18 protein-coding genes and 1 pseudogene are annotated in these 20615 nt (G+C 37.3%); 5 read left to right on the forward strand and 14 right to left on the reverse strand.

The features are described from left to right. Window positions 1-61: 61 nt before the first annotated feature. A complete protein-coding gene (gene odhB / locus ACPT8Q_RS05545) occupies window positions 62-1291 on the forward strand; it encodes a 2-oxoglutarate dehydrogenase complex dihydrolipoyllysine-residue succinyltransferase (RefSeq protein WP_050949083.1) in 1230 nt (409 codons plus the stop codon). Between the two features lie 114 nt (window positions 1292-1405). On the opposite strand, the gene nrdB is transcribed toward odhB, so the two are convergent. The 7 genes from nrdB to ACPT8Q_RS05580 all read right to left on the reverse strand — a co-directional run bounded on the left by nrdB (window position 1406) and on the right by ACPT8Q_RS05580 (window position 8849). After that, window positions 1406-2536, reverse strand: coding sequence for a class Ia ribonucleoside-diphosphate reductase subunit beta (gene nrdB, locus ACPT8Q_RS05550; RefSeq protein ID WP_005650087.1), 1131 nt, complete (start codon window positions 2534-2536; stop codon window positions 1406-1408). A 148-nt stretch (window positions 2537-2684) separates the two neighbouring features. Next, the gene (locus ACPT8Q_RS05555; protein WP_050848624.1) at window positions 2685-2993 is read right to left on the reverse strand and encodes a hypothetical protein; all 309 of its coding nucleotides are present in this window, start codon (window positions 2991-2993) and stop codon (window positions 2685-2687) included. Window positions 2994-3002: 9 nt separating this feature from the next. Then, a complete protein-coding gene (gene nrdA / locus ACPT8Q_RS05560) occupies window positions 3003-5273 on the reverse strand; it encodes a class 1a ribonucleoside-diphosphate reductase subunit alpha (protein ID WP_050949084.1) in 2271 nt (756 codons plus the stop codon). Window positions 5274-5527: 254 nt separating this feature from the next. Next, window positions 5528-6109: a division/outer membrane stress-associated lipid-binding lipoprotein gene (gene dolP, locus ACPT8Q_RS05565; protein ID WP_032823584.1), complete on the reverse strand. Its 582-nt coding sequence runs from the start codon at window positions 6107-6109 to the stop codon at window positions 5528-5530. Window positions 6110-6165: 56 nt separating this feature from the next. After that, on the reverse strand, window positions 6166-6750 hold the full coding sequence (locus tag ACPT8Q_RS05570; RefSeq protein ID WP_032823582.1) for a D-sedoheptulose-7-phosphate isomerase: 585 nt from the start codon (window positions 6748-6750) through the stop codon (window positions 6166-6168). Window positions 6751-6762: 12 nt separating this feature from the next. Next, window positions 6763-7122 carry a YraN family protein gene (locus ACPT8Q_RS05575; protein WP_050949085.1) on the reverse strand — a complete coding sequence of 120 codons (360 nt, stop codon included), beginning with the start codon at window positions 7120-7122 and terminating at the stop codon, window positions 6763-6765. Continuing rightward, window positions 7122-8849 carry a penicillin-binding protein activator gene (locus ACPT8Q_RS05580; protein WP_050949086.1) on the reverse strand — a complete coding sequence of 576 codons (1728 nt, stop codon included), beginning with the start codon at window positions 8847-8849 and terminating at the stop codon, window positions 7122-7124. Before ACPT8Q_RS05580 ends, ACPT8Q_RS05575 begins: the two co-directional genes overlap by 1 nt. A 71-nt stretch (window positions 8850-8920) precedes the next feature. Between ACPT8Q_RS05580 and rsmI the strand changes: the two genes are divergently transcribed. From rsmI to ACPT8Q_RS05595, 3 genes and pseudogenes are all read left to right on the forward strand, one after another. After that, on the forward strand, window positions 8921-9772 hold the full coding sequence (gene rsmI / locus ACPT8Q_RS05585; RefSeq protein ID WP_050949087.1) for a 16S rRNA (cytidine(1402)-2'-O)-methyltransferase: 852 nt from the start codon (window positions 8921-8923) through the stop codon (window positions 9770-9772). A 101-nt stretch (window positions 9773-9873) separates the two neighbouring features. Further along, a complete protein-coding gene (gene tldD / locus ACPT8Q_RS05590) occupies window positions 9874-11322 on the forward strand; it encodes a metalloprotease TldD (RefSeq protein ID WP_050949088.1) in 1449 nt (482 codons plus the stop codon). A 115-nt stretch (window positions 11323-11437) separates the two neighbouring features. Beyond that, a pseudogene (locus tag ACPT8Q_RS05595) lies at window positions 11438-11942 on the forward strand (NlpC/P60 family protein). Between the two features lie 69 nt (window positions 11943-12011). Here the strand turns inward: ACPT8Q_RS05595 and fbp are convergent. Beyond that, entirely contained in the window at window positions 12012-13013 is a 1002-nt protein-coding gene (gene fbp, locus ACPT8Q_RS05600; RefSeq protein ID WP_050848629.1) for a class 1 fructose-bisphosphatase, read from the reverse strand. A gap of 234 nt (window positions 13014-13247) precedes the next feature. On the opposite strand from fbp, the gene truA reads away from it, so the two are divergent. Next, window positions 13248-14057, forward strand: a complete 810-nt coding sequence (gene truA / locus ACPT8Q_RS05605; RefSeq protein ID WP_042602063.1) for a tRNA pseudouridine(38-40) synthase TruA — start codon at window positions 13248-13250, stop codon at window positions 14055-14057. Window positions 14058-14149: 92 nt separating this feature from the next. Here truA and ACPT8Q_RS05610 read toward each other — a convergent pair whose 3' ends face one another. The 6 genes from ACPT8Q_RS05610 to ACPT8Q_RS05635 are packed head-to-tail and all read right to left on the reverse strand — an operon-like array spanning window position 14150 to window position 20576. Then, complete coding sequence (locus ACPT8Q_RS05610; protein WP_042602064.1) at window positions 14150-15166, reverse strand: YeiH family protein; 1017 nt, start codon at window positions 15164-15166, stop codon at window positions 14150-14152. Between the two features lie 11 nt (window positions 15167-15177). Then, window positions 15178-15987, reverse strand: coding sequence for an ATP-binding cassette domain-containing protein (locus tag ACPT8Q_RS05615; RefSeq protein WP_021035346.1), 810 nt, complete (start codon window positions 15985-15987; stop codon window positions 15178-15180). After that, window positions 15987-17036: an oligopeptide/dipeptide ABC transporter ATP-binding protein gene (locus ACPT8Q_RS05620; RefSeq protein WP_005647374.1), complete on the reverse strand. Its 1050-nt coding sequence runs from the start codon at window positions 17034-17036 to the stop codon at window positions 15987-15989. The genes ACPT8Q_RS05615 and ACPT8Q_RS05620 overlap by 1 nt, the downstream gene beginning before the upstream one ends. A gap of 3 nt (window positions 17037-17039) precedes the next feature. Beyond that, on the reverse strand, window positions 17040-17927 hold the full coding sequence (locus tag ACPT8Q_RS05625; RefSeq protein WP_425622256.1) for an ABC transporter permease subunit: 888 nt from the start codon (window positions 17925-17927) through the stop codon (window positions 17040-17042). After that, window positions 17917-18882 carry an ABC transporter permease gene (locus ACPT8Q_RS05630; protein WP_005653118.1) on the reverse strand — a complete coding sequence of 322 codons (966 nt, stop codon included), beginning with the start codon at window positions 18880-18882 and terminating at the stop codon, window positions 17917-17919. The genes ACPT8Q_RS05625 and ACPT8Q_RS05630 overlap by 11 nt, the downstream gene beginning before the upstream one ends. Continuing rightward, window positions 18882-20576, reverse strand: a complete 1695-nt coding sequence (locus ACPT8Q_RS05635; protein ID WP_050949092.1) for an ABC transporter substrate-binding protein — start codon at window positions 20574-20576, stop codon at window positions 18882-18884. Before ACPT8Q_RS05635 ends, ACPT8Q_RS05630 begins: the two co-directional genes overlap by 1 nt. Window positions 20577-20615: the final 39 nt, after the last annotated feature.

The following is a 20615-nucleotide window of genomic DNA, read 5'->3' on the forward strand; positions in this document are numbered from 1 at the left end:
GTAAATAGGGGAGCCAAGATAATTAAGATATAGAGTAAAAAAGAAGAAAAGGAAAAATAAAATGACCATCGAAATTCTTGTTCCAGACCTACCTGAATCAGTTGCAGATGCAACGGTTGCCACTTGGCATAAAAAATTGGGCGATACTGTGAAACGTGATGAAGTTATTGTGGAAATTGAAACGGATAAAGTCGTGCTAGAAGTCCCCGCACTTTCTGATGGTGTACTGGCAGAAGTTGTTCAAGCTGAGGGCGAAACTGTCGTAAGCAAACAGCTGCTAGGAAAAATCTCTACGGCTCAAGAAGGAGATGTCAGTTCAGCGACGTTAAAAGCAACGAATGAACCCACACCATCTGATCGTCAAAATGCAGCGATTGAAAATAGTCATAATCATAATGCGGATCATAGCCCAGCAATTCGTCGTTTATTAGCAGAATATGATTTACAAGCAGATCAAATTCAAGGTTCGGGTGTAGGCGGTCGTTTAACACGTGAAGATATTGAACGTGAAATCGCAAAACGACAAGCTCAGCAAGTGAAACAAGAAGCTGCCACTGAGCAAAATACAATTAGTACGGTGGCTTATAGCGCACGTTCTGAAAAACGTGTGCCAATGACCCGTTTGCGTAAACGTATTGCTGAACGTTTACTTGAAGCCAAAAATAGTACAGCAATGCTTACTACTTTCAATGAAGTGGATATGCAGCCGATAATGACTTTACGTAAAACCTACGGCGAAAAATTTGAAAAACAACATTCAGTGCGTTTAGGATTTATGTCTTTTTATATCAAAGCCGTTGTGGAAGCATTAAAACGCTATCCTGAAGTTAATGCTTCTATTGATGGCGATGATGTTGTTTACCATAACTATTTTGATATTAGTATTGCAGTTTCAACTCCGCGTGGATTAGTCACACCAGTGCTTCGTGATTGCGATAAGCTCAGTATGGCAGAGATCGAAAAACAAATTAAAGCATTAGCTGAAAAAGGTCGTGATGGCAAATTGACTGTAGAAGATCTTACTGGCGGCAATTTTACCATCACAAATGGCGGCGTGTTCGGTTCTCTTATGTCCACCCCAATTATTAATCCGCCACAAAGTGCGATTTTAGGGATGCACGCAATTAAAGAACGCCCAATTGCGCTTAATGGTCAAGTTGTGATTCGTCCTATGATGTACCTTGCTTTATCTTATGATCATCGCCTAATTGATGGCCGTGAATCTGTTGGTTTCTTGGTAACGATTAAAGAATTATTGGAAGATCCAACAAGATTGTTATTAGAAATCTAAGAAATAAAAGGCTTTCTGTGTTAGAAAGTCTTTTAAAATGAACAAAAATTTAACCGCACTTTAAATATTTAAAAAGTATATTCCAAAGTGCGGTTAGTTTTTATGTGTTTTTAATTAGAGAGAAAAATCGTCAAAATCATTCGTATCAACTTTTGAGTCAATTTGACCTACAAGGTAAGAACTTACTTCTACTTCTTGTGGTGCAACCTGTACGTTATCTGACACTAACCAAGCGTTAATCCAAGGAATTGGATTTGAACGTGTTTGGAATGGTAGTGGCAATCCAACAGCTTGCATACGGATATTGGTAATATATTCTACGTATTGAACTAAAATATCTCTGTTGAGACCGATCATTGAACCGTCTTTAAATAGATAATCAGCCCACGCTTTTTCTTGTTCTGCCGCTGCAACAAATAAATCATAGGCTTCTTGTTTACATTCTTCCGCAATTTCTGCCATTTCAGGATCGTCTTGACCTGCTGCCATAATATTTAAAATATGCTGTGTACCTGTTAAGTGTAAGGCTTCATCACGTGCGATAAATTTAATAATTTTCGCATTGCCTTCCATTAAACGACGTTCTGCAAAAGCAAATGAACAAGCGAAAGAAACGTAGAAACGAATAGCTTCAAGCGCATTAACACTCATCAGGCAAAGGTAAAGTTGTTTTTTCAAACTGCGTAAAGTCACGACGCATTCTTTGCCATCTACGGTATAAGTGCCTTCGCCGTATAAGCCATAAAGTTGGCTATCGCGGATTAAATCATCGTAGTAAGATGAAATATCTTGTGCGCGTTTGATGATTTCTTCGTTGGTCACGATGTCATCAAACACGATAGAAGGATCGTTCACAATATTACGAATAATATGTGTGTAAGAGCGAGAGTGAATGGTTTCAGAGAATGTCCAAGTTTCAATCCAAGTTTCTAATTCAGGAATAGATACTAAAGGCAATAATGCCACGTTCGGGCTACGGCCTTGAATAGAATCCAATAAGGTTTGATATTTTAAGTTACTGATGAAAATGTGTTTTTCATGTTCAGGTAACGCGGCATAGTCAATACGGTCTTGCGACACATCTACTTCTTCCGGACGCCAGAAGAAAGAAAGTTGTTTTTCAATGAGCTTTTCAAAAGTCTCATATTTTTGTTGATCGTAACGTGCAACGTTAACGTTTTGACCAAAGAACATAGGTTCTTTTAACTGGTCGTTTTTATTTTGTGAGAAAGTGGTGTATGCCATTTTTGTTTGTCCTTCAATCTTATGAGTAAAGTGCGGTCAGTTTTAACGCTTTTTTCATGCTACCGCAAGTGTCTTCGCTTATGCCTTTAGTTTATTTACTTAGCACAAGAATGGATGCTTGCAGTATCGGAGGTCTTAGCTTGTGTTATCAGAGCGGATTCACTTTAATATATTGAGTCCATAAATGTTGTAATTGTCTTCCAATTGTGAGCTGAGCATGTTTTATTACTTCATTTCTTGTATGATCATCAAAATTCTTAAAATATCCAACTAATATTCCTCCTTTTTCTAAAACGGATATATTTATATCAGCAGGAATCGGAGGAGAAGATATTTCTAATTTAATATCTGGGTATTCTTCTCGTAGCAATGATAATGAATAGGATAAAAAATCTAATAAATATTTTTTAGTAAAAGTTTTATACATATCATTACTGAAACCTATAGTAAGCAACATGTTTACCTCCTAAATCTTACACGCCCCACCAGCACAGCCGTCATCAAGATCTTCTTGAACATCTTCGGCACCGTCGCGGGTGTTTTGATAGTAAAGGGTTTTTAAACCGTATTTGTAAGCGGTTAATAAATCTTTTAATAATACTTTCATTGGTACTTTACCGTCTTCAAAACGTTTTGGATCATAGTTTGTGTTTGCAGAGATCGCTTGATCCACGAATTTTTGCATAATACCAACTAAGTGTAAGTAACCGTCATTACTTGGAATATCCCAAAGTAATTCATAGTTATCCATTAAATTTTCATATTCAGGTACAACCTGTTTTAAGATACCATCTTTTGACGCTTTAATACTTACGTGACCGCGTGGTGGCTCAATACCATTAGTCGCATTGGAAATCTGTGATGATGTTTCTGATGGCATTAAGGCCGTTAATGTTGAGTTACGTAAACCAAATTCTTGAATATCTTTACGTAAACTTTCCCAATCATAATGTAGAGGCTCTTGTGTTAAAGCATCTAAATCTTTCTTATAGGTATCAATCGGTAAAATGCCTTTTGCATAAGTGGTTTCATTGAAGTATTCACACGCACCTTGCTCTTTGGCTAAGTTCATAGAGGCTTTCAATAAATAATATTGAATGGCTTCAAAAGTGCGGTGAGTTAAATCGTTGGCTGAACCATCAGAATAGCGAACACCATTTTTCGCAAGGTAATAGGCATAGTTAATGACCCCAATACCGAGTGAACGGCGTGCAAGTGAGCTACGTTTTGCTGCCACAATAGGGTAATCTTGATAGTCTAATAAGGCATCAAGAGAACGAACCGCAAGATCCGCAAGTTCTTCTAATTCATCTAAGTTTTCAATTTTACCTAAGTTAAAGGCGGAAAGCGTACAAAGTGCAATTTCCCCATTTTCATCGTTAATGTGTTGAAGCGGTTTAGTTGGTAATGCAATTTCTAAGCACAAGTTAGATTGACGAACTGGTGCCACTTGCGGATCAAACGGAGAGTGGGTATTACAGTGATCCACGTTTTGAATGTAAATTCGACCCGTTGATGCCCGTTCTTGCATTAATAAAGAAAAGATTTCAACTGCTTTAACAGTACGCTTACGGATAGTTGGATCTTGTTCGTATTTTACATAAAGTTCTTCAAATTTATCTTGATCCGCAAAGAATGCTTCATAAAGTCCCGGTACATCTGATGGGCTGAATAAAGTAATCTCGCTGCCTTTAATTAAGCGTTGATACATTAATTTGTTTAATTGCACGCCATAATCCATATGACGAACGCGGTTGTCTTCCACACCACGGTTATTTTTTAATACGAGCAAGTTTTCTGCTTCTAAGTGCCAAATTGGGTAATAAAGTGTTGCTGCACCGCCACGAACGCCACCTTGTGAGCAAGATTTCACTGCAGTTTGGAAATATTTATAGAATGGAATACAACCTGTATGGAATGCTTCTCCACCACGAATCTCACTACCTAATGCACGAATAGCCCCTGCATTAATACCAATCCCTGCGCGTTGTGAAACATATTTCACAATAGCTGATGCTGTTGCATTGATTGAATCTAAACTGTCATCACATTCAATTAATACGCAAGAGCTGAATTGACGAGTTGGAGTACGCACACCCGCCATAATTGGCGTTGGTAAGGAAATTTTGAAGGTCGATGTTGCATCGTAGAAACGTTTTACATAATCCAAACGTGTTTCTTTTGGATATTTAGAGAATAGACTTGCGGAAACGAGCAAATATAAGAATTGTGCAGATTCGTAGATTTCTCCTGTCACACGGTTTTGTACCAAATATTTACCCTCTAATTGCTTCACGGCTGCATAAGAGAACGTCATATCACGCCAATGGTCGATGAATCCGTCCATTGTGTCCCATTCTTCACGGGTATAATCATCTAATAACGCTTGATCATATTTTCCCATACGTACTAGTTTTTTGACGTGATCGTATAAACGAGGGGGATCGAAATGACCATAGGCTTTTTTACGTAAATGGAAAATTGCTAAACGAGCAGCTAAATATTGATAATCTGGCGAATCTTTGCTGATTAAATCTGCGGCTGCTTTAATAATGGTTTCGTGGATGTCTGAAGTGCGAATGCCTTCATAAAATTGAATATGTGAACGAAGTTCTACTTGGGAAACAGAAACATTGTCTAGTCCTTCAGCAGCCCACGTAATCACACGATGGATTTTATCAAGATTGATTTGTTCTTGCGTACCGTCACGCTTTGTAACCATTAAACTTTTATTCATTGTATTAGCCTTCTTGTTGTTATTTAAAACAGGATTTAAAACACAAGATATAGTGTTTTTATGAAAACGATGCACAAGATAATGTGTTTGAGAAAAGATCGCAAGTAATAAATTCTTTGTTTTAATTCTTGACAATAGATAACTTATTTAAAAATAAACGGTTTTTGTGAGAATAAAAATTAAAATTTTTTATTTAGAAAAATAAGAAAAAGTGCGGCAAAATTTTGTTGAATTTTTCACCGCACTTTGAAGGATTAGTCTAGGTATTTGAATACTTTAATTACTTTTTTCACGCCGCTGATTTTGCTGGCAATGTCGGCTGCCGCATTGGCTTGGGATTGTGTGACGTTACCCAGTAAAAATACTTCTCCATTTTCACTAATCACTTTGACATCTGTGGCTTTAACTCGACCATCAACGAACATCTTAGATTTGACTTGCGTTGTGATCCAACTATCTTTACTTATTTGTGCAAAGGAAATTTTAGGGCCTATAGTGAGTTGGTTATAAGTATCATTAACGCCTTCAACGCCACGTGTTAAGTCCGTTGCTGTTTCCTTGACGTTATCATTTGGTACTTGACCGATTAAAAGTACTCGACCATTGTAAGATACGGCATTTACACGGCCTTCAGCCTTAATTTGGGCATCTTTTTCTACAGCATTTTCTACTTTAAATTCTAGGGTTTCGTCATCAATTTGTGTCCCTGTGGTTCGGGGATCTGTACCTACTTTAGCTGCTACAGCACCACCTCCAATCACAGCTGCAACACAGCCTTGTAGAAAAATAGTCGCCCCAAGCAGGATAGCGAGTTTTTTTAACGGGGATAATGTCATAATTAACTCCTTTTTAAATTAAATTACTATTAGTTTGAAAGTGATTTATTTTCCTGTCAAGCACTTGGGAATAAAGTCTGATCAACTAATTCACAAAGTGCATTAATCACAAAAAGATGGTTTTCTAAAATACGGCTTTCTTTGCTGGCTGGGATTGATATTTCTAAATCCTTGTCAGCTAAAATTCCTTGAATGGCATCATTGTTAGAGCCAGTTAGCGCAATAACATTAATTTCTTTGCTGACAGCGTGGGAAATCGTATTTAGCACGATTTTTTCTGTCCCCAAAGGTGCAAAAGCAATAAGTAAGTCGCCCGATTTTGCAACAGCATTAAATTGATGACAATACAATTCTTCAGGCGATTGTTCAAAAACAAGTGAAGAACCTACCGCACTTTCTAAACTCAATAGTACAGAAGGGAAGCTCGGTCTAACTAAATCGTATCGATTAAGTAAGTTTGAGACGAGAAACTGTGCATTAGCATAAGAACGCGACACGCCACAGGCTATAACCTTATTACCGCCTAATAAACATTGCATTACCATTTGTGTGGCGTTGGTAATATTTTCAGAAAGCATACTTGATGCTGCAATTTGAATTTGAATACTTTCGCTATAAATATCTTTTACTTTTTGTAACATTATAAAAAGCCGTTAATCGAGAAAATTAGGAATCCATTGAATATCTTGAGGTGTTTTGCCAAAAGCGATTAAATCAAAGCGGCAATTAGCATCTTCTAAGCTCATATTTTGTTTTGCAAGCCATAAATTTGCGGCATCCAACCATTTTTGTTGTTTTCGCCAATCTACGCTTTCTATAGCAGAACCATAGGCGGAATGACTTCGTTGGCGAACTTCAACAAAGACGATAGTTTCTTTGTCATTCATTATTAGATCAAGTTCACCACATTTGAGATTTTGATTAGCCGCAATAAATGTTAAGCCTTTTGCTTCTAAAAAAAGGCGAGCTTGATGCTCAAAGCTCGCCCCTTGCTGACGTTTTAAAGAAAACATTAGTTTGCAACTGGTACAATTGCACCATCTTGATATTGATACCAAGTCATATCGCGTTCAACATTACAGTTGGTATCAGCACTTAAAATCCCTGTTAAGCCACTTAAGCGATAGCCTGGCACTTGGCGTAATTCATTAAATTGATTAATTAGCAACCAAGCATCCGCACCCATTGCATACAAACGCATCAATTGATATTCGCCACCCGTGGATTTTGCTAACTTCTGATATTGTGGAGAATTGGTATCTTTAAAAAATGGAATATCACTAAACTGTACACCGCTCATCTGCGCAATGAAGTCAGCATTAGTGTTTGTCGCATTTGCGCTTGCTCGAGAACTGGCATAAATCGGTAAATTAGGTACGATATTTGTTAAATAACCTTTCATTTCTGCCAGTTCAGTTGGACTTGCTACGGCATAAAGTGCGGTTGTATTTGAGTTATTTTCTTGAACGAAATAAGTCACATCCGCAGGCAAATTGTAGTAACGGATATTCGCATCAGTACCTGCTAATTGCTGCCAACGTACATTAAAGGCATTGCCTACGCGTTGTCCTAAATCATTTTGTGGCATTGCGACAAGTGGATTACGCACGCCATCGTTCCACATTTTATTGGCAGCAGATTCAGCTTCATCTTCTGGAGAAAGTCCGTAATAACAAAGTTGAGGAATCGCACGAGAATTTGGTGTGGCATTTAATGCAAGCACATCTATACCTTGAATTTGAGCAGGATCCGCTAAAATCACATCAAGATTTTGTTTTAGTAATGGGCCGACTAAGGTTTTAATTCCTGCTTGTTTTGCTTGTACAATAATTTCTTGAACAGAATTCATTGAGGTATCAAATACTTGTACTGGAACGGTTGAGTTACCTTTTGCATCGTTGAAACCCGATTGAATGGTTGTACCAAGAATTTGTCCATCACCACTTAATGGCAGTAGCAAACCAATTTGTGAAAGAGTTGTTTGCTGGAAATTTAATAAAGAAAGTAATTCTTTTGGAAATAAAATTGCGGCTGAATGATTTGGATAGGCATTTTTCCAGCTTTGTAGTGTTTGGCTTAATTGCACAGGCTGACGAATATAATCGTTGTAAGCTTTGATTAAAGTGAGCCAGCCGCCTAAAGCCGCGCTGCCTTCATCAGAAGCATTATTGATTACGCCAGTATTCGCTGAACGCAATAAAGCCCAAGTTTTATCAATGTTATCTTGACGACGTTGTACATCCGTTAAATTCTTATCCATTTCTATCCGCGCTTTTACCGCTTCAATAATGTCTTTACGGTTTTCGGCAACAATAGCTAAGGTTTCGTAATAACGAGATTTTTGTGACGGGCTTAATTTATTCAAATCTAATACACGTAATTGATTTTGAGCGACCTCATTAGCATTTTTTGCAGCAGAAATTCTCGCTTCAATTAATGCTCGATCTAATTTTTGCGCATCATTTAATTCGCCTAATTCCCTTAATAACGCTTCCGATTGTTCAATTTTATTTTCACGGATTAACACGCGAGCTGCGAGCAATTTATAGGTTTGTTGATCTTCAAGTTCTTGTGTTTGCCCTAATTTATTTATATAAAATTCAGAACTTGCATTTGCATCTTGTTGTAAGGTTTGTGTGAAATTGCTGCCAAGTAGATTTGAACAGCCAGCTAAAGCCATTGACAATAAAATTGGCATTAAACGTTTTTTAAAACGTCCACCTTGTAATAGAATAGACATCTTTGCTCCATCATAAACAGACAATAGTTGTAGCAGATCTTACTTATCTCATAACTTAAAAGCAAACAAAAATGACTGATTTAACCGGAATTTTATACATTGTTGCCACGCCCATTGGTAATTTACAGGATATTACCCAGCGTGCTTTAGAGACTTTTGCGCAAGTGGATTTAATTGCAGCAGAGGATACTCGCCATAGTGGACTTTTATTGAGCCATTACGGCATAAAGAAGCCATTTTTTGCTTTGCACGATCATAACGAACAAGAAAAAGCCCATATTTTGGTGGAAAAGCTCAAGCAGGGGAGTAGTATTGCTTTGATTTCTGATGCGGGGACGCCATTAATCAGTGACCCTGGTTTTCATTTAGTACGTCAATGTCGTGAAGCTGGTATTCGCGTTGTGCCTTTGCCTGGAGCCTGTGCGGCAATTACCGCACTTTGCGCATCGGGGATTGCTTCTGATAAATTTTGTTTTGAAGGTTTTTTACCTGCGAAAAGTAAAGCGCGCAAAGATAAATTAGAAAATATCGCCGAAGAAGACCGCACTTTGATTTTTTATGAATCTACCCATCGTATTTTAGATACGCTAGAAGATATGCAATCAGTGCTAGGGGAAGAACGCTATATTGTGTTAGCCCGTGAAATGACTAAAACGTGGGAAACGATTACGGGTAATACCATTAAAAATTTACGTGAATGGCTTTTAGAAGATCCCAATCGTACAAAAGGCGAGATGGTTTTGATTGTGGAAGGCAAACCAAAATCTGACAATAACGATGAAATTTCTCCACAAGCAGTGAAAGCGCTTGAATTAATTGCAGAAGAATTGCCATTAAAAAAAGCAGCAGCTATTGTTGCGGAATTGTATGGTTATAAGAAGAATGCTTTGTATCAATTTGGATTGGCGCATTTGGAAAAATAACCTCAAAATTAACCGCACTTTATTAATCCGATTTTAATCTGTACTGTTGTACTAAACGGATATAAGCACTCATAAGATATTTACTTTAGACTGGAAAAAATATGTTAAACCAAGTTTCAAATACATTACTCACGCCAAGCAATCTTTCAACTCAAACATTACTCAATATTTTTGATGTTATGTCGCATCGCAATATTGATTATGCCGATCTGTATTTTCAACTTAGCCAAGATGAAAGTTGGGTATTAGAAGATGGTATTATAAAAGAAGGCGGTTTTCATATTGATCGTGGCGTTGGCGTGCGGGCAGTTTCTGGCGAGAAAACAGGCTTTGCTTATGCCGATCAAATTAATCTTGCTTCTTTGCAGCAATGTGCAGAAGCCGTGAAAGGAATTGCGCAAGTCAAACAGGGAAATTTGATTTCGCCATCCGCTTTTAATGTTGTAAATCTTGTTGCTCGTTATGCAGCGATTAATCCTTTGGAAAGTTTAACCAAAGAGAAAAAAATTGAGCTATTACATTTGGTTGATCGTACAGCTCGAGCTGAAGATCATCGTGTAACCAAGGTTTCAGCAAGCCTCAGTTCCGTTTATGAAGAAGTATTAGTCATGGCGACGGATGGTACACTAGCAGCAGATATTCGTCCTTTAGTTCGCTTATCTATTTCTGTGTTAGTAGAGGAAAATGGCAAACGTGAGCGAGGAAGCTGTGGTTCTGGTGGGCGTTTCGGTTTAGATTGGTTCTTTGAAGTGATTGATGGAGATATTAGAGCAGTACGATTTGCTAAAGAAGCGGTTCGTCAAGCACTTGTAAACCTCAGTGCAATTGCAGCACCAGCTGGATTAATGCCTGTTGTATTAGGTGCTGGTTGGCCTGGTGTATTGCTACACGAAGCAGTAGGTCACGGTTTAGAAGGCGATTTTAACCGTAAAGAAAGTTCACTTTTTACAGGCAAGATTGGCGAACAAGTAACTTCTCCATTATGTACAATTGTAGATGACGGCACCATTGAAAATCGTCGAGGCTCATTGACTATTGATGACGAAGGTGTGCCAAGCCAGTGCAATGTACTCATCAAAGATGGGATCTTGCAAGGTTATATGCAAGATAAAATGAACGCCCGTTTAATGGGCGTCTCACCAACAGGGAATGGACGACGTGAGTCTTATGCACATTTGCCAATGCCTCGAATGACTAACACCTATATGCTTGCGGGACAAAGTCACTTTGATGATTTGATTGCTTCTGTAGAACAGGGGATTTATGCACCGCACTTTGGGGGCGGTCAAGTGGATATTACCTCTGGTAAATTTGTATTTTCTACTTCAGAAGCTTATTTAATTGAAAAAGGGAAAATCACGAAACCAGTGAAGGGTGCAACTTTAATCGGTAGCGGCATTGAAGTGATGCAAAAAATTTCTATGGTTGCAGATAAATCAGAACTTGATTTAGGTATCGGGGTTTGTGGTAAAGAGGGACAAAGTGTACCCGTTGGCGTAGGGCAGCCAGCATTAAAAATTGATGAAATTACTGTTGGTGGAACAAATTAAGTCGAATTTGTGTGAAAGATCACAAAATGCTTATCAAAATTGGATTTTTACTGGTAATTCTATTCAAATTTTTATAGCCTCTGCTAGATTTTATTTCTTTTAATTATTTGAAATTATGTTGAAAAGAATTTTAGTTATTATTGGTTTAGCTGTATTAGCAACCGCTTGTTCTAATACACCACGAACGGCAAATCATCAGATTATTTCGGAAAATGATGATGTTCAATTAACGGGTTTAATTAATAATTTAGAAAAAGATAATCGAACAGGTATTTTTCACAAAGTGAGAACAAACCGCTCCTCGGCTTTGATGGGCGATAAGGCTCTCGCTAGTGTATATAATGAATGGGTTGGCACTCGTTATCGTATGGGCGGTACGACTAAACGTGGTATTGAATTGCCTCGTTCTACGGCTGAACAGCGTCATTTAGGTAGAAAAATAAATAAATCCGAAACTTAAAAAAGGCGATTTAGTTTTCTTCCGTAAAAATAATCACGTTGGTGTTTATATTGGTAATAACCAATTTATGCACGCAAGTACAGGGCAAGGTGTGACGATAAGTTCCCTTGATGAAAAATATTGGGCTAGAACCTATACTCAATCGCGTCGTATTATGTAATATAAAAAAACCGAACATTAAGTTCGGTTTTTTGATAAAAATTTCCTCTTTTAGTCGAGGGGATTTTTATTATTCTTTAAATTCTTCCATCATTTCTTGCGCTTTTTTTACCATATCTTCTGAACCCACAAATAATGGAGCACGTTCATGAAGTGCGGTTGGTTCGATATCTAAAATTCGACGATAACCATCCGTTGCGACACCACCAGCTTGCTCCGCTAAAAATGCAATAGGATTGCCTTCATATAATAAACGGAGTTTTCCATTTGGATAGTTGGTTGCACTTGGGTAAATATAAATGCCACCTTTTAATAAATTGCGGTGGAAGTCTGCTACAAGTGAACCAATATAGCGAGAGGCGTAAGGGCGATTGGTCGCTTTGTCTTCTTCTTGGCAATATTTAATATATTTTTTCACACCTTGTGGGAATTTGAGGTATTGTCCTTCGTTGATGGAATAAATACGCCCCGTTTTTGGCATTTGCATGTTTTCGTGAGAAAGACAGAATGTACCGATTGATGGATCATAAGTAAAACCATTAACCCCATTACCAGTGGTATATACCAACATAGTTGATGAACCGTAAACAATATAACCTGCGGCAACTTGTTTATTCCCTGGTTGTAAGAAATCTTCTAAGGTCACAGGTGTGCCAATTGGAGATACGCGACGGTAAATGGAGAAAATTGTACCGACGGAGACATTTACATCAATATTTGAAGAACCATCAAGGGGATCAGTTAAAATAATGTATTTTGCATTGCGTCCACGTTCCGTATCAAACGCAATAAAACTTTCTTCTTCTTCAGATGCAAACCCTGCCACTTCTTCACGTGCCATTAATGCCGCTTTCATCGTGTTATGGGCGAATAAATCAAGTTTCATTTGACTTTCGCCTTGTACGTTTTCAACACCAGATTGACCTAGAATATTTGTTAAACCTGCTTTGTTAATATCTCGATGAATAATTTTTGCTAAAAGACGAATTGACGACAAAATACCACTCAATTCCCCTTTTGCGTTTGGATATTCAGCTTGGCGTTCAACGATAAATTCACTCAATGTTTTCATAATTTTCCTTTTAGTTTTTCATAATGCGTAAGTTAATTATAGGGAGTTTGGAGTGTAAACTCTAATGGCAGATTATCAGAATGGGATCTTTATCACAAAAAATTCACATTTATTACTGCAATTTTTAGAAACTATCGCTTATTTTTGAATAAATTTTGGAGTGTTTTTATGCATTTGCGCTCCAAATAAACTTGAGCTACCATAACCGCACTTTATTAAGCCAAAAGGTAAAAAATGAAAATTGCATTAGGCATTGAGTATAATGGGCAAAATTATTATGGTTGGCAGAGACAAGAAAAAGTCCGCAGTGTACAAGAAGAATTAGAAAAGGCACTTTCTCACATTGCAAATGAAAAAATTGAAATATTTTGTGCTGGAAGAACGGATTCTGGCGTAAGTGGAACGGGGCAGGTTGTTCATTTTGAAACCAATGCGGTTCGTCCAGAGAAGGCTTGGGCTTTTGGCACTAATGCTCATTTACCTGATGACATTGCAGTGAGTTGGGCAAAACAAGTCGATGATGAATTCCATGCGAGATTTTCCGCAACAGCACGCCGTTACCGCTATATTCTTTATTGTAATAAATTACGCTCTGCGATTTTAGCGGGAGGAATAACCCATTGCCATTTAGATTTAGATGCGGAAAAAATGCATCAGGCAGGGCAATGTTTACTTGGCGAACATGATTTTTCCTCTTTCCGTGCAGCACAATGTCAATCCCATACCCCTTGGCGTAATGTGCATCATTTGAATGTGTCTCGTATCGGGCAATATATTATTGTTGATATTCAGGCGAACGCTTTTGTGCATCATATGGTGCGTAATATTGTGGGAAGTTTGATTGAGGTCGGTGCTGGAAATAAGCCGATTGAATGGATGCAATGGCTACTTGAGCAGAAAAATCGTCAGCTTGCTGCAGCAACAGCAAAACCCGATGGATTGTATTTGGTTGATGTGATTTATCCGCAGAAGTTTGATATTCCTAAACGCCCAATTGGTCCTTTATTTTTAGAGGATGGTTTATTAAATCGTACTTTGAAGTAAAGCGTAATTTCATGTTTTAAATAATCATATCTGAAAATATTCTTCATAAAAAAAGACCGCACTTTAAAAGTGCGGTCAATCTTAAGTGAATTTTATATTAATTTTGATATTCCATAATTCACTAAAAATCCACCAACCACTAGCCATAAATAAATTAGTGTTCCTAAAACAAGCGGTTTTAATCCTGCCTTTTTGATTGCACTTGCTTGTGTCGTTAAGCCAAGCGCAGCCATCGCTGAAATTAATAAGAAAGAATCGATTTCAACTAATAATTTCACGAGTTCTTTTGGTAATAAATCAAAAGAATTAAATATGGCAACGCCAATAAAAAGTACAGCAAACCAAGGAATTGTAATTTTGTGTGATGTATTTTCTGATACCCCATCACTACGTGTTAATAACCAAGAAAGCATTAATAAAAATGGTGCGAGCATCATTACTCGGATCATTTTGGAAATGACGGCAGTATTCGCCACGATAGGATCAATATTTTCCCCAATCGCATAAACTTGAGCCACTTCATGCACACTAGAACCAACATAAATACCAAATTGATGGGCGTTAATTAAATGTTGTGACCACGTGTAGAACAAGGGGTAAGTAAAAATAGCAAGAGTCCCGAAAATGACCACGACGGCAATCGCCACTGAAACTTTATGAGATTCTGCTTTGGTAACAGGCTCTGCCGCCATAACCGCTGCTGCACCACAAATACTGCATCCTGCCCCAGTGAGATAAACCAATTGTTTATCCATTTTTAGATAACGAATGCCTAAAAGTGCGGTAAAAAAGAAGGTTGAAATTAGCATGATTGCATCAGTGACAACCGCATTTAATCCTACATCGGCAATATCGCCAAAAGTGAGGCGAAAACCATACAGCACAATGCCAGTGCGAAGAAGCGTGCCTTTCGCAAACAAAACGCCTTTTTCCACTTGTGTTGAAAATTGCGGATAAATGGTATTGCCGATTGCCATTCCCAGCAAGATAGCAATAATTAAAGCACTGATATGATAATGATGGGAAAAATCAGTGTTTCCTAAATAGTTAGCAAGTATAGCGATAATCGCGATAAATATAAGTCCGAAATAAAAAGGACGCGTGTTCATTTTTTCTTTCCTTAGTGAGTGTTTTTGTCTTTTACCCAAGCGGTTTCATCTAAAATTTTGCCAAAATAGCTTTCGACTAAGCGACGAGTAACATCAGTTTGTGGATCAGTAAAAAGATTTTGAGGGCTGCCATATTCAATCATTTTTCCGTCATCCATTACGATAATCGTATCTGCAATATGTTTAATTACACCGAGATCCTGTCCCACATAAATATAAGATATACCTAAACGTTGTTGTAAATCAAGGGTTAAATTAAGCAATTGAATACGTACAGAAGCATCTAAATTGCCAATTGCATCATCTATTATAATAATTTCTGGTGCTAAAATTAATGCGCGAGCTAGGGCAACCCGCTGCTTTTGGCTGATAGAGAGATGCTTAATATTGAGATTTGTGTAATCAGGATAAAGTCCAACAAGAGAGAGGGTTTCAAAGATTTTTTCATTACGTTGTGTCTCTGTCCAATCTGTCGCTAGGCTTAATGGTTCGTCTAATATTTGCCCAATATTTAAACGTGGGTTGAATGCAGAATTAGCATCTTGGAAAACCATACGAATATGTTTAGCTCTAGATTGTACATCCTGATATTGTAATTCTCGATCATTAAATAAAATTCGACCAGAAGTCGGCGGAATAATACCTGCTATCATTTTCACTAGGGTTGATTTACCAGAGCCATTATTGCCAATGATCGCTAGTGTTTGTTTGCGTTCAAGGGTAAAACTCACGCTATCCACTGCATTGAATTGACTTCGTCCAAATAAACTGGCGTGACCTTTGAAAGTTTTAGTTAAATCTTCCACTTGTAGTAAGGGCATTATTCATTTCCTTTGCAATTAAGTATAAAAGGGGTGGCTGTTGTTTTTTCTTTAAAATTTTTTTCTCGTAAATTAATAGGATAATGACAAGAAAATTCGTGTTGTTTTATTTTCAATCGTCTTGGTTTTTCCATACATTTTTTTTGTGCAAAAGGGCATCTTGGGCCAAGACGACAGCCAATTGGCATTTGCTCTAAAATAGGCACGGTGCCTTCTAACGTACCCAATTTAGTTTTAAATCCTAAAGGTTGAGTAAAATCGGGTACTGCATTAATTAAGGCTTGGGTATAAGGGTGATGGGGACTTTCGATTAATATTTCAGTCGGGGCGGATTCTGTATTTTGCCCACAATAAAGCACTGAAATTTGATCGCACCATTCACTAATACTTTTAATATCGTTACTCGTAAGTAAAATTGTTGTTCCCTGATTTTGATTCATACTGGAAAGTAAACGAAAAACTTGTAGGGCAGTGGTTGATTCTAACGCATTTGTTGGTTCATCCGCGATTAATAAACGTGGCTGATTAGCGACAGCCATTGCGATCATAACTTTTTGTCCTTCGCCTTCTGTCAGTTCGTTAGGATAGCTTGCCATAATATCACGATGATCTTTAATTCCTACGCGATGTAACAATTCAATAGCACGTCTTTTTTTCCACCCAAACCATTTCCACCATTTATTTTTAAATGTCCAATTAGGAATATTTTGGATGAGTTGTTTCCCTATTTTTCGGCTTGGATCAAGGCAAGATAAGGGATTTTGGAAAATCATTGAAATTTCTTTGCCGACAATCTTACGTCGTTTATTAGGACTGAGTTTAAGTAATTCGACATCGTGAAAACGAAAGCGATCGGCAGTAATAATCCAATTTTCTTTGATTGCATTACAAATGACTTTAGCGATTAAGCTTTTTCCTGAGCCTGATTCGCCAACTAATCCACTGATTTCCCCTTCGTTAAGGGAAAGATTGACGCCATCTACAATTTTTATACGTCCATTGGAGGTTTGAATTTCAATATTGAGGTTACAAATGTCTAAAAGTGCCATAGGCTATTCTTGATGTTGATTGATGGTTTTAGTTAAGCCATTGCTAAAAATAATGCTTAATAAAATAGTAAAAATAATTGCAAAGCCAGGGAGTAATACCGTCCAAGGTGCAAGATAGAGTAGTTCTAAAGAATCTCGAATCATTGCGCCCCATTCTGGGGTTGGTCGTTGTGCGCCAAGGGAAATAAAACTTAACGCGCTAATATCCAACACGGCTATCACAAAAGCACGAGCCACTTCTTGAATATAAATAACAGTAATATTCGGTAAAATAGTGCTTTTTAATAAGGCTTGATTGGAAATGCCTTCAAGTTTTAGCATCAGCACATAATCTTTTTTCAATTCTTGTTGAATGGCTTGATAAATTGCATGGATGAAATACGGCAATATCGCTAAGAGTGTTGCGAACATTGCATTCCATAAACTTGGTTCCATTAATGTTGAAATAACAATGGCAATTAATAGAATAGGTAACGATAAAAAAGCATCAAAAATATGCCCGACAAAACGAGCTTTAATACCTTTCAGTAATCCTGCAATAATTCCTAGTGTGCCGCCTATTATTGCCACTGAAAAGACAACCAGTAAAGCAGAACCTAAGGTATAGCGAGTACCCATAATTAAACGACTTAATATGTCGCGACCTAAATCATCAGTACCAAAGAAAAAAGCAATTTTTCCTCTATCTACCCAAGATGGAGGCATTAATTCTTGCCCAATAAATTGTCGATTATCAGCATAAGGTGCAAGATAACTAGCAAAAAGTGCGGTAAAAATTAATGCGATTAATAAATAAAAGCTAAAAAGTGCGATGGTATTTTGACGAAAGCGTAACCAAATTTGAAAGATTGAGGTACTTTCGCGGAATTCATCAGGTTCTTTATTTTGCATACCAACCTTTCTTTTTAAATGGATCGAGTATAAAAGTGAATAGTTTAGTGAATGTATCAATTAAAATAATACATACACCAATAACAATTACACCTGCGGCAATGCTGTTGTAATCTTGTTCATTTACGGCATTAATTAACCAACGACCAATGCCTGGCCAGCCTAAAGCCGTTTCTACCAACATACATTGCGTTAATACTAATGTGAATACACGTGGTACTTGTGGAACAAGCAGGGGAAAAGTATTACGGAAGACATATTGATGGAGAATTTTCCATTTTGACCAACCCCGTGTTGCCGCTACTTTGGAAAAATTTTGATTCAAAATATATTCTGCTCGTTGATGAATAATGCGGATAATTTCCATTGTTGGCAAAATACACAATACCAGTGTTGGTAAGGCTAAATGTTGTAATATATTTTGTACAATTTTTGTGCGATAAGGCACTTCCATAAACCACATATCAATAACAGGAAATCCTGTAATGGATTTAATTTCGTAAAGTAAATTATATTGCCCAATAGCGGCAATTTCCCAATGTGAGAGCGCGGCAACATACAGTAAAATGGGGGCTAACCAAAATATTGGAATAGATAGTCCTACATAAGATAGGCTTTGTAAACTTTTTGCAAAAACTTGTTCAGAATTGACCGCACTTATAATGCCAAGTGGCAAACCAAAAATAAATGCCAAAAACAATGTAATGAAACAAAGTTCTAATGTGGGAGGAAGAACCGTAAGAATAAGGTTCATTAATGATTTTCCACCGTTATAGGTAATGCCAAAATCACCTTGTAACAAGGTGCCTAAATAATGAAAATAGCCGATATAAATGTTTTGTGTAACAAGATTCGCATTAAGAGGATCACGTAATAAAATGACAAAGCCTAATAACGATAGTACGAGTAATAATAATGCCACCCACAGGATATGGCGAAGAGCCGACCATAACATTAGTGTTTCTCCTGAATAAAATGTAAGGTGGAAAAATCTAAGCTACCAAAAGGTGTTATTTTTACTCCTTTCACACGACTATTTGCGACTAAAATACGTTTTACATTGGCAATAGGAATAATGGGTAATTCACGTAAAACGAGTTCTTGGGCTTCATTATAGGCTTTTGCGCGTGAACTTAAATGTGAGGTGGTAATGGCGCGATCCATAAATTGATCAAATTCTTCATTACACCAATTAGATAAATTAGTGAGTTCATTTTTTGTTCCACAGCTTAAAATTGGACGCATAAAACCATCAGGATCAAGATTACCAGCTAACCAACCAGATAGAATCAAATCATAATTTTCTGATTGATTGCGTAATTGCGCCGTTAAAAATGGACGAGTTACGGCACGCACTTTAACTTTTACACCCGCTTGAGCTAAATCCCATTTGATCATTTCAGCCATTTTAAAAGGTGCAGGATTATAGACTTGTTCTTCATTAATTACCCATAAATTTAACAAAAGGTTTTTATCTGCTAATTTATTTTTGGCGATTTTGGGATGGTAATCAAACTCAAATTCTGGCGTATTGACAGTTGAAGCCCAAGACACTTCAGGAATAATGTTATTAGCAACAGTTGCCGTGTTATGGTAAATGCTATGAATGATTCGAGCTCGGTTTAAACTTTGTGAAATAGCAGCACGGATTTCGTGATCTCGCATTAATGGCTTATCAAAATTAAACGCTAAATAGGCTAAATTCATCCCATCAGTAGATTGCATATAATAATGTTTGTCATCATTTTTTAATAAGCCAATTTGGCTTACTTCAGGATAAGAAGCGATTTGACATTCGTGATTGAAAAATTTGACTAAACGCCCGCTTCGATCAGTAGAAAGATCCACAATAATATGTTCTATCTTAGCTTCTTTTTTCCAATAGTTTTCGTTACGCACTAAGCGAACATATTGATTATATACATAATCTTTTACTTGATACGGCCCTGTGCCTACTGGATGAGTATCTAATTGAGCAAGGTTATCATCTGCACTTAATTGATAGGCATATTCTTGTGAAAAAATAATGGCATATTGGCTGGCAAGATGCGACAAAATGGAGGAATCTGGTTCAAATAATTCAATTTTTACTTGATAAGGCGAAAGTGCGGTCACAGATTTGATTTTTTCGTTAAGTTTAATGCTATCAAAATAAGGAAAACGCACTTTTCTTGCTTGTTCGTGAAACACTTTATATTGTGGATTACTATAGGTAACATTCGCCTTTGCTAAGGTTGGTAAATAAGTATTATGCCCTAATACACGATTAATCGAAAATACTACGTCTTCCGCGTTAAAATCACGTGTTGGGGTAAACCAAGGGGTTTGGTGAAATTTTACGCCGTGACGTAAATTTAATAAAATTTCTTTACCATCAGCTGAGATGGAATAAGATTGAGCCAGCATTGGTGTTAATGTTGCACTGTGATTTTTTATATCAAATAATTTGTTATAAATTTGCTCCGTGACCACATTCATACTGGTTCCTGCATCTGCCGTTTGCGGATTAAATGAAAAACCTGAAGCGTGGGTGCAATAAGTTAAGCCATTTTCAGTTAAAAATGTTGGGATACTTGGTGCGGCTTGTAATCCTATACTTTGGCTTATACAGAGCAGAAAAGATAAAAATCTCAGATTTAGACGTAACATAACAAATGCTTTGTGATAAATTATGTTGCGAATTGTAAA

This window comes from Haemophilus sp. HN_Hi10, from assembly GCF_049821985.1.
Lineage (GTDB): Bacteria > Pseudomonadota > Gammaproteobacteria > Enterobacterales > Pasteurellaceae > Haemophilus > Haemophilus influenzae_D.

Coding starts and splice junctions, on each gene's coding strand:
- odhB (WP_050949083.1), top strand. CDS start 62: ATGACCATCGAAATTCTTGTTCCAGACCTACCTGAATCAGTTGCAGAT.
- nrdB (WP_005650087.1), bottom strand. CDS start 2,536: ATGGCATACACCACTTTCTCACAAAATAAAAACGACCAGTTAAAAGAA.
- ACPT8Q_RS05555 (WP_050848624.1), bottom strand. CDS start 2,993: ATGTTGCTTACTATAGGTTTCAGTAATGATATGTATAAAACTTTTACT.
- nrdA (WP_050949084.1), bottom strand. CDS start 5,273: ATGAATAAAAGTTTAATGGTTACAAAGCGTGACGGTACGCAAGAACAA.
- dolP (WP_032823584.1), bottom strand. CDS start 6,109: ATGACATTATCCCCGTTAAAAAAACTCGCTATCCTGCTTGGGGCGACT.
- ACPT8Q_RS05570 (WP_032823582.1), bottom strand. CDS start 6,750: ATGTTACAAAAAGTAAAAGATATTTATAGCGAAAGTATTCAAATTCAA.
- ACPT8Q_RS05575 (WP_050949085.1), bottom strand. CDS start 7,122: ATGTTTTCTTTAAAACGTCAGCAAGGGGCGAGCTTTGAGCATCAAGCT.
- ACPT8Q_RS05580 (WP_050949086.1), bottom strand. CDS start 8,849: ATGTCTATTCTATTACAAGGTGGACGTTTTAAAAAACGTTTAATGCCA.
- rsmI (WP_050949087.1), top strand. CDS start 8,921: ATGACTGATTTAACCGGAATTTTATACATTGTTGCCACGCCCATTGGT.
- tldD (WP_050949088.1), top strand. CDS start 9,874: ATGTTAAACCAAGTTTCAAATACATTACTCACGCCAAGCAATCTTTCA.
- fbp (WP_050848629.1), bottom strand. CDS start 13,013: ATGAAAACATTGAGTGAATTTATCGTTGAACGCCAAGCTGAATATCCA.
- truA (WP_042602063.1), top strand. CDS start 13,248: ATGAAAATTGCATTAGGCATTGAGTATAATGGGCAAAATTATTATGGT.
- ACPT8Q_RS05610 (WP_042602064.1), bottom strand. CDS start 15,166: ATGAACACGCGTCCTTTTTATTTCGGACTTATATTTATCGCGATTATC.
- ACPT8Q_RS05615 (WP_021035346.1), bottom strand. CDS start 15,987: ATGCCCTTACTACAAGTGGAAGATTTAACTAAAACTTTCAAAGGTCAC.
- ACPT8Q_RS05620 (WP_005647374.1), bottom strand. CDS start 17,036: ATGGCACTTTTAGACATTTGTAACCTCAATATTGAAATTCAAACCTCC.
- ACPT8Q_RS05625 (WP_425622256.1), bottom strand. CDS start 17,927: ATGCAAAATAAAGAACCTGATGAATTCCGCGAAAGTACCTCAATCTTT.
- ACPT8Q_RS05630 (WP_005653118.1), bottom strand. CDS start 18,882: ATGTTATGGTCGGCTCTTCGCCATATCCTGTGGGTGGCATTATTATTA.
- ACPT8Q_RS05635 (WP_050949092.1), bottom strand. CDS start 20,576: ATGTTACGTCTAAATCTGAGATTTTTATCTTTTCTGCTCTGTATAAGC.